This window comes from Flavobacterium psychrophilum, from assembly GCA_001708385.1.
Taxonomy (GTDB): Bacteria; Bacteroidota; Bacteroidia; order Flavobacteriales; family Flavobacteriaceae; genus Flavobacterium; species Flavobacterium psychrophilum_A.
The window spans coordinates 1,447,404-1,460,409 of record CP012388.1 but is presented as its reverse complement, the minus strand read 5'-3'; the positions used below and the strand labels follow the sequence as shown (position 1 = coordinate 1,460,409).

The 13,006-nt window shown below is 37.4% G+C and carries 10 protein-coding genes and 1 pseudogene; 2 read left to right on the top strand and 9 right to left on the bottom strand.

The genetic code is table 11. From position 1 onward, the window contains the following. The first annotated feature begins 15 nt into the window (after window positions 1-15). A pseudogene (locus tag ALW18_06340) lies at window positions 16-1,055 on the top strand (endonuclease). Here ALW18_06340 and ALW18_06335 read toward each other — a convergent pair. The 8 genes from ALW18_06335 to ALW18_06300 all read right to left on the bottom strand — a co-directional run bounded on the left by ALW18_06335 (window position 1,056) and on the right by ALW18_06300 (window position 9,022). Then, window positions 1,056-1,667 carry a hypothetical protein gene (locus ALW18_06335; GenBank protein ID AOE52168.1) on the bottom strand — a complete coding sequence of 204 codons (612 nt, stop codon included), beginning with the start codon at window positions 1,665-1,667 and terminating at the stop codon, window positions 1,056-1,058. An 80-nt stretch (window positions 1,668-1,747) separates the two neighbouring features. After that, a complete protein-coding gene (locus ALW18_06330; protein AOE52167.1) occupies window positions 1,748-3,442 on the bottom strand; it encodes a signal peptidase I in 1,695 nt (564 codons plus the stop codon). Between the two features lie 43 nt (window positions 3,443-3,485). Continuing rightward, complete coding sequence (locus tag ALW18_06325; protein ID AOE52166.1) at window positions 3,486-4,187, bottom strand: dihydrodipicolinate reductase; 702 nt, start codon at window positions 4,185-4,187, stop codon at window positions 3,486-3,488. Between the two features lie 3 nt (window positions 4,188-4,190). After that, window positions 4,191-4,766, bottom strand: coding sequence for a hypothetical protein (locus tag ALW18_06320; protein ID AOE52165.1), 576 nt, complete (start codon window positions 4,764-4,766; stop codon window positions 4,191-4,193). Next, a complete protein-coding gene (locus ALW18_06315; protein AOE52164.1) occupies window positions 4,766-5,665 on the bottom strand; it encodes a chromosome partitioning protein ParB in 900 nt (299 codons plus the stop codon). Before ALW18_06315 ends, ALW18_06320 begins: the two co-directional genes overlap by 1 nt. Before the next feature lie 4 nt (window positions 5,666-5,669). Further along, the gene (locus ALW18_06310) at window positions 5,670-6,443 is read right to left on the bottom strand and encodes a chromosome partitioning protein ParA (GenBank protein AOE52163.1); all 774 of its coding nucleotides are present in this window, start codon (window positions 6,441-6,443) and stop codon (window positions 5,670-5,672) included. A 136-nt stretch (window positions 6,444-6,579) separates the two neighbouring features. Beyond that, window positions 6,580-7,878 carry a hypothetical protein gene (locus ALW18_06305; GenBank protein ID AOE52162.1) on the bottom strand — a complete coding sequence of 433 codons (1,299 nt, stop codon included), beginning with the start codon at window positions 7,876-7,878 and terminating at the stop codon, window positions 6,580-6,582. A 262-nt stretch (window positions 7,879-8,140) separates the two neighbouring features. Further along, window positions 8,141-9,022: a short-chain dehydrogenase gene (locus ALW18_06300; protein AOE52161.1), complete on the bottom strand. Its 882-nt coding sequence runs from the start codon at window positions 9,020-9,022 to the stop codon at window positions 8,141-8,143. 277 nt (window positions 9,023-9,299) lie between these two features. On the opposite strand from ALW18_06300, the gene ALW18_06295 reads away from it, so the two are divergent. Continuing rightward, the gene (locus tag ALW18_06295) at window positions 9,300-9,926 is read left to right on the top strand and encodes a hypothetical protein (protein AOE52160.1); all 627 of its coding nucleotides are present in this window, start codon (window positions 9,300-9,302) and stop codon (window positions 9,924-9,926) included. A gap of 2 nt (window positions 9,927-9,928) precedes the next feature. Here the strand turns inward: ALW18_06295 and ALW18_06290 are convergent, their stop codons facing one another. Next, window positions 9,929-12,949 carry a hypothetical protein gene (locus tag ALW18_06290; protein AOE52159.1) on the bottom strand — a complete coding sequence of 1,007 codons (3,021 nt, stop codon included), beginning with the start codon at window positions 12,947-12,949 and terminating at the stop codon, window positions 9,929-9,931. Window positions 12,950-13,006: the final 57 nt, after the last annotated feature.

Below are 13,006 nucleotides of genomic sequence, written 5' to 3'. Positions count from 1 at the left end.
TAGAAGCGGCAATTCATGAAAAAACTATCGGGTTTCAATAAGATGATGTTTTTCCTCAATATAGTATTAACTGTATTGACGTTCATTGCCTATATACTACCTTTTTTGGCACCTAAGCTATTCCCTATACTTTCGGTATTCACACTACTAATGCCGCTAATGCTGGTCCTGAATTTCATCTTCTTTATATATTGGCTGCTGCAGACTAAAAGACAAATGCTGCTATCCGGCCTTGTGCTTTTATTGGGTATAACATTTATCAGCAAATGCTATAAGTTTTCATCCAAAAACCTTCCGGAAGACAAGTCAGATTTTACTCTGATGAGCTATAACGTAAGGATGTTCAATCTCTACGAATGGCTTCCTGATACGGATATCCCTGAAAAGATTCGAGAATTCGTAAAAGAGCAAAATCCCGATATCGTATGCCGTCTTCTACTATACATAAAAGAGGGAATGTGCGATTTAGCGGATACAAGCATAAATTTATTTTCGGGCGCGATAGAAAGACCGGACAGGCGATACTATCTAAATTCCCAATTATAGATAGTGGGCATATCGAATTTCCCGATACGGGTAATAACGTTGTATTCGCTGATATTAAAAAGGGCAAGGATACATTGCGTGTGTATAGTATGCACATGCAGTCGATTAAAATAAGCCCGGATATTCATGAGACTATCAACGAAGAGAAATCTAAAATTATCTTTAGAAGGATAAGCGGTGCCTTTAAACAGCAGCAGCTACAGGCAGAACTGGTTGAAAAACATAAAAGCGAATGCCCGTACCCGATGATCATTTGCGGCGACCTTAATAATAGTGCTTTTTCTTATGTCTACCGCGTGGTAAAAGGGAAGATGAAAGACGGGTTTGAAGAATCAGGAAAGGGCTTTGGAAAATCCTATAACTACAAATATTATCCTGCACGTATAGATTATGTGTTTACCGATAAGAGTATCGACGTAAAGCAGTATACTACGTTTGACAAATTTGCCTGCTCAGATCATTTTCCGGTAATGACGCGACTGTGTTTTGAAAAAGAAGAGGACAAGTAACTAGACTTCCTGGTTTTTAAGATATTCCATTGCGTAACGGCCTTCGTTAAATAAAAGGTCAAGGATGCTAAGATTATTTATAAAGCCGTGTTTCTCTTCAAAAACCTGTGTGTAGGGTTCAAACTGCACGTTGTCTTTTTTTCCGTTAACCAAATAACGGTAGTCTTTTAAATTCTCCACCTCTTTAAAGTATTCGTCTGTTTTACCATACGAAAAATCCATCCCGAGGCATGAGGTAACAATTTCCATAGCCTGAAAATTAAGATCCATCATAAACTCATGTTTTTTCTCGAATAGCGGCCTGATGTCGTCTTCAAAATACTCGAAAAAGGGCGATGTTCTATAGGCGGCCTCAAGGGACTTAAAATGTTGTTTTTGCCAGTCGAAAGCAGTTTCCAGGCGTGTATCTTTAAATTTTTGGAACGGCTTGCTCGCATGCTTTACCGGAATGTTTAAAAGCTGGATACCATTAGGACTGTAAATGTACATCCTGTTACGATTTGTCTGCTTCTGAAAGTTGTCTTCAACTTCAAAGGTAAAACTATCGGCCTGTGCCATAGCAGCGAAGTGACTAATAGAAGGAAAATATGTAGGGTGGAGTAGGATGTCCATTAAAATGGTATGATTTTAAAATTTGAAGATTTGAAAATGAGGAGGTTTCCTTCATCTTCAAATCTTCAAATTGAATAATTTTAAAATTTAGCTGCTTTCTCTTTTTTCTTTTTCCAGAAGTAGCTTCCGGCAAACCATAGAACAAGTGCAACAAGAAAATATTTAAAGTAAGAAACCGGTTCACCGCTTCCTCCCACTGTTGTAAACATCCTGTCCCAGCGTACTTTATCGCCGATATTTTTCCATGATTCATTTTGATCAAGGCTCATCCAGATGAAAACCGGTTTACCAACAATATGGTCTGCAGGTACAAAACCCCAGAAACGGCTATCTTCAGACCTGTGACGGTTATCACCCATCATCCAGTAATAATCCTGTTTAAAGGTATAGCTGGTTGCAACCTGTCCATTTATGCGAATTTCATCGCCGGTAACTTTAAGGTCGTTCTTTTCGTATTCTCCGATGATCTTTTTATAGAACGGAATTGTTTCTTTATTCAGTTCAACTGTTTTTCCTTTTTCAGGAATTAAGAAAGGCCCCATGTTGTCCTGATTCCATGGCTTAGTATATGGGAACACAGCATTACCAGCCGTGCGGTCTATATAACGTATAACAGAATCAACTCCCGTTGTATTACGAATATTTTCAGCTCCCTTTAGAGTAAGGTTGGCAACGATATTGTTTTGAAGTACTTCCTGCGCATCGATTCTGAATTCCCTGATAACTTTTAAAGGAATACCATTCTGCGATGTGCTAATAGTATAAGATCCGTCAGCATTTTGTTGCGGAGAAGCCGCTATATAAGGAGTAATAGCATTTATCTGTTCCTGGCTGCTTAGGTTTTTAACGATATAGGTTCTGTAAAATTCAGTAGAACCATTATCTTTCAGTATTTGTCCACTTATTCCTGCTTTGGAATAAATGGTGTGGTTATACTGTGGTTTTGCTCTGTCAGATAAGATAAGTTCTTTATCGTTAATGTAAACAATACCATCTTTAAGAGAGAAAACATCTCCGGGTGTTGCTACACAACGTTTTACATAGTTAGATTTCTTATCAATAGGCTTGCGGATACCATAAGAGGATCTATCGAAGAACTTGGTAACAGTATCAGCTGGCCAGTTGAAAACAACAATATCGTTTTTCTCTACTTTTTGGAAGCCGGGAAATCTGAAATAAGGCAATTGAGGCCATTTGCTGTAAGACTGTTTGTTTATTAGTGGAATTGTATCGTGAACCATTGGCGCCGCTATAGTAGTCATAGGAGTACGTGCACCATAATTAAATTTGCTTACAAAAAGGAAATCGCCAACAAGAAGTGTTTTTTCAAGTGAAGACGATGGGATTGTAAATGGCTGGATAAAATACGTATGTACAATAGTAGCTACTACGATAGCAAATAAAAGAGAGCTTAATGTACTTTCTTTTCTTTCCGTTTCGGGGTCATATTTTGCTTCTCCGGTATAATTAATTACATAAAGATATAGGCCAAGTGTAACGATGCCTATAACTGCATCTGTCGCAGACCTTTTCCCGAAAGCCCTAAGTGTCTGAACCCATATTACGGGGAACATAATTAGGTTAACAATAGGAATGAATAGTAGTACAGCCCACCAGCGCGGCCTGTTTATTATTTGCGTAAGCACTACAGCATTGTATATGGGTACAGCTGCTTCCCACGGTTTCCTGCCTGCTTTTTCATACAGTTTCCATGTTCCTAAAAAGTGTACAACCTGTACAGCAAGAAAAAATATAAACCATTGTAATAGTGTCATCTTCTATAAGTTTTTTATATAAGTATACAATTGTGTAAAAATGTTACTGTAAACCAAGAACATCTTTCATTGTAAAAATACCTTGTTTGCCAAAAATCCACTCGGCAGCAATAACTGCGCCCAGTGCAAAGCCTTCACGGCTGTGTGCTGTATGTTTTATTTCGATAGAATCTACTTCCGAATCATAAAACACGCTATGCGTTCCCGGTATGCCTTCTTCTCTTTTGGCTTCAATAAGAATTTCGTCTTCTTTTGCGCTTTCAAGTGCCCAGCTGGAATAATCGGAATTAGCAATGATATCTTTAGCTAAAGATATTGCTGTTCCGCTTGGTGCGTCAAGTTTCTGTAGGTGGTGTATCTCTTCCATAGATACTTTGTACTGCTTAAGATTAGCCATCATTTTAGCCAGGTAATCATTAAGCTCAAAGAATATATTTACGCCAAGGCTAAAATTAGATCCATAAATAAAGGCACCGCTCTTGTCTTCGCAAAGCTTAGCCATATCGTGATAATGCTCAAGCCAGCCTGTAGTGCCCGATATAACAGGAATATTTCCGTTAAGGCATGCCGAAATATTTCCTACAGCCGAATCAGGTATACTAAAATCTATCGCTACATCTGCATTCTCAAGGCCATCAAAAGTATCATTAGATCCTTTTTTAAGTACAATTTCGTGGCCACGTTCTAAAGCAATTCTTTCAATTACTTTTCCCATCCTGCCATAACCTAATAAAGCAATTTTCATATCTTAAAATTGGTAGCTTAACTTAAGCCCCATATTATGTTTGTTATCTATTTCATTTTGCTGCAAATTTGGGCGCAGCGAGAGGTTTTCATTAACGTTAAACTGCATAAGGTGTGCATCTACGTTAGCTTCCAGAATTTGCAGGATGTACAAACCGGCAGTGATAAGCATAGAAAGATCCCTGTTCTTTTGGTGAAATTTCTGAGCTCTTATTAAACGATCTGCATCAATACCTGTAAGTTCGCCTCCTGGTTGTCCGCCTGCAAGTAACAGCTTATAAGCATCCCTGTATTCGTGGTACTTTTTATTATTAAAAGAGTAGTAGTAAAGGCTTAAACCCATTCCTCCGTACACAATGGGTATCTTCCAGTATTTTTTATTATAAGCTTGGCCTAATCCCGGTAATATAGCCGAATAGAACGCCGCCTTTGCAGGAGCAAGCGGATTTGGCGCAGGATAATTTACAGGCAGCTTCATTGTGTCTTTTTCAATAGTAAAACTTTCCTCCGTCGTTTGTGCCTTCGCACCGAAAGAAGAAAGGAATAGTATTGCTATGAGTATGAATGACAGCTTTTTCACTAACTATTGACAAGTTTAATGATTCTGTTGAAGTCTTCTTCAGAGTGAAAAGGAATTGTTATTTTTCCTTTTCCTTTAGCATCTACTTTTACATCTACTTTTGCACCGAAAAAGCCTGTAAACGCTTTTTTCTGCTCGTCCTGAACAGCAAAAGAACTTGATTTAACCGTTTTTGCTGCCGATGGCAATAAGCTCTCATGGTAGCTTTTTACAAGAGCTTCGGTCTCTCTTACCGAAAGATTTCCGCTAACAATTTTTTCGTAGATATCTGCCTGTGCATCATGATCATCAATATTGATGATAGCACGGCCATGCCCCATACTAATAAAGCCGTCGCGAATACCTGTCTGGATAATCGGGTCAAGTTTTAGCAGTCTAAGGTAGTTAGCAATTGTAGAACGTTTTTTACCAACACGGTCGCTCATTTGCTCCTGTGTAAGTTGTATTTCGTCTATAAGCCTTTGGTATGAAAGAGCAATTTCAATAGGGTCAAGGTCATGACGCTGTATGTTTTCTACAAGAGCCATTACAAGCGACTCATTGTCGTTTGCAATACGTATATAAGCAGGTACCGTTTGAAGTCCGGCAAGCCTAGAGGCACGTAAACGTCGCTCACCTGAAATCAGCTGATATTTATTATAATCAAGCTTTCTAACTGTAATTGGCTGTATAACGCCAAGCTCTTTAATAGAGGTGCTAAGTTCCTGAAGGGCCTCTTCGTTAAAGTTAGTCCTTGGCTGGAAAGGGTTTATTTCAATGGCATCAAGTTCAAGCTCAATAATATTGCCCACAACTTTATCTGCATTTTTATCCTCAACCGATGAAATATCGTTTTCAGGATCTTTTAATAATGCCGATAAGCCTCTTCCCAGTGCTTGTTTTTTAATTGCTTTTGTCATAAACCTATTGTACTACAGTGTTTTTCTTTATAATTTCTTCAGCAAGGTTAATATAATTTGTTGCTCCTTTGCTTGTTGCATCATAATTAATAATGCTTTCGCCAAAACTTGGTGCTTCACTAAGCTTTACATTTCGTTGTATAACCGTTTCAAAAACCATATCGTGGAAGTGTTTCTGAACTTCTTCAACCACCTGGTTAGAAAGGCGAAGACGTGAATCATACATTGTTAGCAGTAAGCCTTCAATATCAAGTTGTGCGTTGTGTATTTTCTGAACACTTTTTATGGTGTTTAATAGCTTACCAAGTCCTTCAAGTGCAAAGTATTCGCACTGAATAGGTATCACAACAGAATCTGCCGCTGTAAGTGCGTTAAGTGTTAAAAGGCCAAGAGAAGGTGCGCAGTCGATAAGAATGTAATCATATTTATCTTTAACGCTTTCCAATGCCTGCTTAAGCATATATTCCCTTTTTTCTTTATCTACAAGTTCTATTTCAATAGCCACAAGGTCTATGTGGGCAGGAATTACCCATACGTTGGGTGCAGAGCAATCTATCGTTGCTTCATCGGGAGTATTGCTATGCTCCAGTATCTGATAAGTACCTATTTCTACTGTCTCTACATCAATGCCAAGCCCGGAGCTGGCATTTGCTTGTGGGTCGGCATCAATCAATAATACTTTCTTTTCTAATACACCAAGCGCTGCCGCAAGGTTTACAGAAGTTGTTGTTTTTCCTACGCCGCCCTTTTGGTTGGCTATGGCGATAATCTTACCCATTTATGTTTGTGAATTTTGAACCGTAAAAATACAATTATTTATGGTTTATGAAAACGGAAATTGTTAACAATAACGACAAATAAAAAAGCCCTGCATATTATGCAGGGCTTAAAGATTGTGCTGATTGGTTTGTTCTTTATTGAACGATCAGTTTTTGAGTAGCTGTTTGGTTACCAGCTTCAATTTTAACGATGTAGATACCAGCTGAAAGAGAAGAAAGGTTTAGGTTTTGAGAACCTGCACTTAATTCACCAGTTGAAACCTGAGCACCTGTAAGAGTGTAAACGCTTACTGTACCTTTAGCATCTATATTGTGGCTGATTGTTACGTTTTTGTCTGCAGTTGGGTTAGGGTAAACGCTGAAAGAAGTTTTGTTGAAATCTTCAACACTTACAATATCATCTGTTATTTCTTTGTATTTGAAACTTAATTTACCTGTTCCTTGGCCTTCAAAAGAAAGGAAGTATAACCTGTAGTATTTATCTCCTGATTTGATATAGTACGTGTTAGCTGGAATTGTGTAAGCAGTTCCGGAGAATGCTTTCCATTTGTCACCAATTTTGTTGATGTCTGCAGAATAAGTAGTTCCTGCTGGAGGTGTGAAAGTAGCTGTTTCTCCAACTTCACCTGCTACAGCAGATACTTTTACACTTTTGTTGTGTAGAGCACCTGTTACATTATACATTGCAGTTGTTGTACCCATTGTAACTTCGTCAATGTATTTTGTGAATACAAAATCCCATTCAGTGTCAGCAGGAGCAACAGTTACAAGTGCATTTGTGTCAAGAGATAAATAAGCTGCATCAGCTGTTGAAGAATTAAGAATTCTTACTTTAGATATTACATCGGCAGACCATTCTGTACCAGACCATTTTGAAGATTTAATGGTATAAAGTGGTTCTTTCGGACCTTCAGCAACTTCTTGGTTTGCAGGGTCAAGATCTTCGATGATAAGTTTTGTATATCCGGCAGCAGTTTGAAGTACAAATACTCTTGTACCGACTACATGGTGCGTATCCATGTTGTAAACACCCCAGTTGTAACCAAATGGTGATGTGTCGCTAGCTGTATTGAAAGCCCCTGTACTCCATGATGTAGCCGAATTGTAAAGTTTTGTCCACTGTGCTACATTTGCAACGTTTGTAGTAGCATATGTTGATGCAACTCCAGATTCGTATAGCGCAGTAACTTTTTGATCATTAGTACGGATAGCACCAAGACTTTTTTGTCCACCTTCTGCCTTGTAGAAAGCAATATCCCAGCTTGCGGCAGCAACCGGAGTTTGCGTGTTGGTAGAAAGTTTGTAGAATACCTGGTTAGCGTAGTTTGGTAGCATATCCACCGCTACAGTTGTGTAGCCATTTGCATCAACTTCCTGCGCAGATGCAAAAAAACCGGCAAATAAAGAAGCTACTAAAAGTAAATTTTTCTTCATGGTGTTTTATTTAGATTTATTAAGAATAAAATTTCAAGGCAAATATAGAAATTAATTTATACTAAGTCTAAATAAATAGCTGAAAATGATATTTGTGTGAGGATTACTTTCAAATAACAGTTTTGTTGAATATTATTTATTATCGCGTTTGTTTTATTGGAGATATTTTAGTTTTACTGCCTTTGGTTTAAGATGTTTAAAAAAAATATTCCATCGGTATAATCAAAATTATGCCGATGGAATACAGATTATCCTTTTTGGATTACTTATTTTTCTTAGCTTTTATCATTTCTTCAAGCATGTCCCACATTTCTTCGGGTATATCTTCCAGAAGGTTAAACTGTCCTGCACCCTTTAACCATTCTCCTCCGTCTATCGTAATGACTTCTCCATTTACATATGCCGAAAAATCTGAAACAAGGTAGGCTGCAATATTTGCAAGTTCCTGATGGTCGCCTACACGCTTAAGCGGTACTTTCTTAGCAAGATCGAATTTCTCCTTTAAATCGCCTGGTAAAAGCCTGTCCCATGCACCTTTAGTAGGGAAGGGGCCGGGTGCAATTGCATTACTGCGTATTCCGTATTTTGCCCATTCTACAGCAAGGCTTCGCGTCATTGCAAGCACACCCGCTTTTGCCGTGGCACTCGGCACGACATAGGCAGATCCTGTCCATGCATATGTAGTAACAATATTAAGTATGGTAGATTTTTCCTGTTTGGTGTCTATCCAGTGCTTTCCAAAAGCAAGGGTGCAGTTTTTAGAGCCTTTAAGTACTATATCTATTACAGTGTCAAAAGCATTTGCAGAAAGACGCTCTGTAGGTGATATAAAATTACCGGCTGCATTATTAAGTAGTACATCGGCTCTACCGTAGGCAGCCAATACCTCTGCCAGCATATTTTCTACTTGGTCGTAGTGACGAACATCACATTGAACAGCAAGGCATTTGCCTCCTGTTTCCTGTTCCAGTTCTGCCGCAGTAGTTTTAAGCTTGTCCAAGTCGCGGGATGTAATAGCTACTTTAGCACCAAGTTCCATGAAGTACTTAGTCATAGATTTTCCCAGTCCGCTTCCGCCGCCTGTAACTACAATAACCTTGTCCTGTAGTGCATTATCACGAAGCATTCTATCTGTATATGCCATAATTGTATTTGTATCTTATTGTTATCATAGTTTTATTAAATGTAAGAAAAGTATCTTTAGGATTATAATCTTCTAAAAAATAATTGCATTTCGTGTTTTTGCATCATTAAGATTTAACAAAAGTTTCACGTTTCGTAAATGTATTGCTAACTAGTATATTGTAGTCTTTGTTTTATATTCTGAATCTGTAATTGGCAGCCTTATTGGCAGACGTGCTTGTGTTTTTTTAAATTCTGCTTATCTTTAAGATTCTAATTTTATTATAAATCGATTAAAAATGAAAATTTTAATTGCGGATGATCATAGTGTGGTGCGACAGGGAGTATCTCTTATATTACGTGAATTTTTCACTGATATGAAGGTAATCCAAGTTGATACTTTTAATAGTACGCTGGATATGCTAAACCGTGAACAGTTTGATTTACTACTATTAGATATCAATTTACCCGGTGGTAACAGTGTTAGCATGATTAATAAGATAAGAGCCATACAGCTAAAAGTAAAAATACTTGTTTTTTCTGCTTATGATGAAGACCAATATGCCCTTCGTTATATACAGGCTGGTGCAGACGGTTATCTGAATAAACTGAGCTCTGAGGAGAAAATTATCGAGGCCGTAAGTACCATACTCAACGGAGAGCTATATATTGGCGATACCATAAAAAATATGCTGGCCCAGCATCCGGATGCTATGTTGTATGACAACCCTTTTTTTCTGCTTTCTAACAGGGAAATGGAAATTACACTACTTCTGGTAAACGGGGAAGGAAATCTTGAAATAGCCAATAAGCTAAACATACGCATGTCTACCGTGAGTACGTATAAAAGTAGGATATTTGAGAAACTGGGAGTAAGTAATGTTGTTTCCCTTGCCGAGAAATACAGACTTCATGCCAATAATTAAACTTATTGTAAAAACAATATTATGATGGTCGTGCCTATATTTTCTTTACTGTTAATAGTCATTTTTCCATTCATTATTGCAAGTAGTTCAATAATCATAGAAAGCCCCATTCCCTTGTGGGTAAAATCATTTGTATCGTTTTCTTCAAGGATATCACGATAATACATTGCCGTTTGTTCCGGCATGCCGTTGCCATTATCTTTGATAATAATCGAGATGTTTTTTTCAACATTTGCCGCGCTAATAGATATAATGCCGTTAAATGTGTTTTTAATGGCATTATCTAGTAGGTTGTGAATAATAATAGATAATAAATGCCTGTTAACGGTGGTAACAATGTCTTTCTCAATATCATTTATAATAGTAGTCTTGGCAGCGTTAGCAATATTTTTAAAAAAGGCCGACTTTTCATTTGCCAGTTCACGCAATAAATAGGAGTCCGATTTATAAGTGTCTATATCCGTCTCCTTTGCATACTCTAGAAAATTATCTACAAAATGGTATAGCTGTGTAGAAGAGGTGTGTATGGCTTTTATATCCTCTTTTAGCGCATTATCAGCTTTTTCTATGCTGTTGTAAACAAACCTTCCTGTTATAGCAAGAAATCGTAACGGGCTTTTTATGTCGTGGGTTATTGTCTTTATGAGCTTCTTATGATTTGTTACCTGTTTGCTCAAATCGTCCTTTGTTTTTCTGAGTGCCAGGATTGTATTTTGAAGCTGTTCTGTTTTAACAAGTACCTGTTTTTCCAGTTGTATATTTTTATGTTTTATATAGCGTATGCGCAACAAGTATATGAGGTATGCCAAGAATATTCCCAGTAATGTAAATACAGCGGTAAAATAATCTGTCTGCCAAAATGCTGGCGGTATACAAAAATTCAGTTCTTTATATATCCAATTACTTCCAAAGCCGCTTAGTTTTCTTGTTTTTAAGGTGTATTCCCCTGGTGGCAATGTTGAAAAAGATACATTGTTTTCGGTCAAGGCGGTCCAATCTTGTGTTACGGGACCCTCCAGCATTGTTTCTATATTCTGATTGTACGAATTGCCAAAAAAAGGACTTGTGATGTAGAATTTTATCCTGCCAAATTTCCGGTCTATTACAAGGGTGTCTTTTGTCTCATGAATTTTTCCGTCAACTACGATCTGATCAATATAGATATCATTATTTGGTAATCGCTTCTTTACTGAATCCGGATTGTAATATACAACTCCATCCATCGACGGAAAAAATAGTGTTCCATCTTCGAGAAAAACACCGCAAGGCTTACAGCCGCCGTTGAATTCGTTATTGGTAAACCCGGCGTTCTTTTTAAACAGATGATAGTATACTTTCTCTCTTTTGTGATTTGTATAATCATAAAGATCCTGCTTTTTAATAGCGAATAAGCCTTTATTGGTAGTTATCCATAGCAAACCAGACTTGTCTTCGATTATGCAGTGGGGAGTAAGCAGATGCTGGCTGTTATCGATAGGTAATTTTGAAGTTTTGCCGTTTTTGTATAAATACAAGCCTTTGCCGTAGGTGCATATCCATGCTTCGTCTGTCGAAGGTGAATAAATATTGCGAACGTGTGTGTTGGGCACACCTTTTATTTTTTCGTAACTGTGTTTTTCAGGATAGATTTTGTAAAGTCCTTTCCAGGAACCCGCCCAAATAAAACCATTGTTGGTTTCGGTCAGTTCAGAAGGCGCAAATTCAAGTTCCATAACCAGTTTTGGTGATGGGTATACTTCATTTGGTACTATTTTGTAGAGAAAACCACCCTTTTTCCCCTTGTCGTTAAAAAGACCAATCCATATCGTTCCGTCAATCCCTTTTGAAAGTGAACATAACGGATTTCGCATTATCCATTTATCGGATGTAGCGTAATTACTCTTTTTATGGTACCGATATAGCTCATCTCCAGTTTTGGTCCAAATATCGCCATTATTATCTACAATGATAAAGTACTTATCGGTGTATGCTCCGGTAGGAAGCAGACCTGTTGTATTATCTGTCTTAAAAATTTCACCTGTAGAAGCGACAATACTATTTTTTGAATATGCAGCCAAAGCATAATATACATCATCTGTGCCTGCGCTGTGGTAGTAAGATGTAGAATTCTGCCTGAAATCTTTTGGTTTCACTATTAAAAGGCCTTTATTGGTGCTTCCAAGAAATAAAACCTCATTTTTTTCATCGTAGTATAATGATATGATATTGTTAGCTGTAAAATCAAAACCTTTATAGATAGATTTTGTAGTTATCACTCCGTTTTTCCTTTTTATAAAAAATAGTTCTTTACCGGAGTATATAAATGACTGTTGCGCCAGTATATTATTGTATATTCTTTTGTGCTTAGAAAAGTTGCGGTCAAATTTTTTGCTGACGTTATTTTGTTCAGGGATCTGAATGTAATCGTTGTTGCCTGCAAGCGTGTACAACAATCCGCAGCAGACAAAAAACTGTGCAGAATCTTTAGAAGTGTAAGGCAGTTGCTTTCTTAGTGATAGCGGCCTATTATATATTCGTAAGCTATCATTTCCAAATATATAGGTTTCATTGCCGGCAGTTATGCCAAAAGGTTTCTCTTTTATGGTATAACGGTATCCGGGGTATAATAAATAAGAGTTTTTATTTATATTTTTTAAATCTTTTTCAGGCCTTGTAACAGAGTTAATGCTTTTAACTGTTCTTTTTTGGATTAATAATGTCTCATCATGTTCATTTAATATAATGATGCTGTCTTTTTCGATACTTCCGTCGAATAAAAGCATCCTGTTAGAGGTAATACCTTTAGTGTTTTCTATAGTAAAAGCCCTAAAATTTAATCCATCGTAACGAACCACTCCATTTTCAGTTGCAATCCATATAAAACCGTATTTATCAGGAACGATAGATTTTACGCTGTTCTGAGGTAAGTGATTACTGTCTGAAGAATACCATACTGCATGGTACTTATTTTGGGAATAGCTTACGCTGCTGCCAGTAAGCAACAAAAATGCTGTTATAAGGAGAGATTTGAAGTAAGAAATCATTAATTTATGGGGGAGTTCTATGCCAAATATAATAAAAGGATTGTTTTGTAGAATTAA

What these genes read in the sequence shown, in the direction of transcription:
- ALW18_06335 (AOE52168.1), bottom strand. Translation starts at nt 1,667, where the DNA reads ATGGACATCCTACTCCACCCTACATATTTTCCTTCTATTAGTCACTTC.
- ALW18_06330 (AOE52167.1), bottom strand. Translation starts at nt 3,442, where the DNA reads ATGACACTATTACAATGGTTTATATTTTTTCTTGCTGTACAGGTTGTA.
- ALW18_06325 (AOE52166.1), bottom strand. Translation starts at nt 4,187, where the DNA reads ATGAAAATTGCTTTATTAGGTTATGGCAGGATGGGAAAAGTAATTGAA.
- ALW18_06315 (AOE52164.1), bottom strand. Translation starts at nt 5,665, where the DNA reads ATGACAAAAGCAATTAAAAAACAAGCACTGGGAAGAGGCTTATCGGCA.
- ALW18_06310 (AOE52163.1), bottom strand. Translation starts at nt 6,443, where the DNA reads ATGGGTAAGATTATCGCCATAGCCAACCAAAAGGGCGGCGTAGGAAAA.
- ALW18_06305 (AOE52162.1), bottom strand. Translation starts at nt 7,878, where the DNA reads ATGAAGAAAAATTTACTTTTAGTAGCTTCTTTATTTGCCGGTTTTTTT.
- ALW18_06300 (AOE52161.1), bottom strand. Translation starts at nt 9,022, where the DNA reads ATGGCATATACAGATAGAATGCTTCGTGATAATGCACTACAGGACAAG.
- ALW18_06295 (AOE52160.1), top strand. Translation starts at nt 9,300, where the DNA reads ATGAAAATTTTAATTGCGGATGATCATAGTGTGGTGCGACAGGGAGTA.
- ALW18_06290 (AOE52159.1), bottom strand. Translation starts at nt 12,949, where the DNA reads ATGATTTCTTACTTCAAATCTCTCCTTATAACAGCATTTTTGTTGCTT.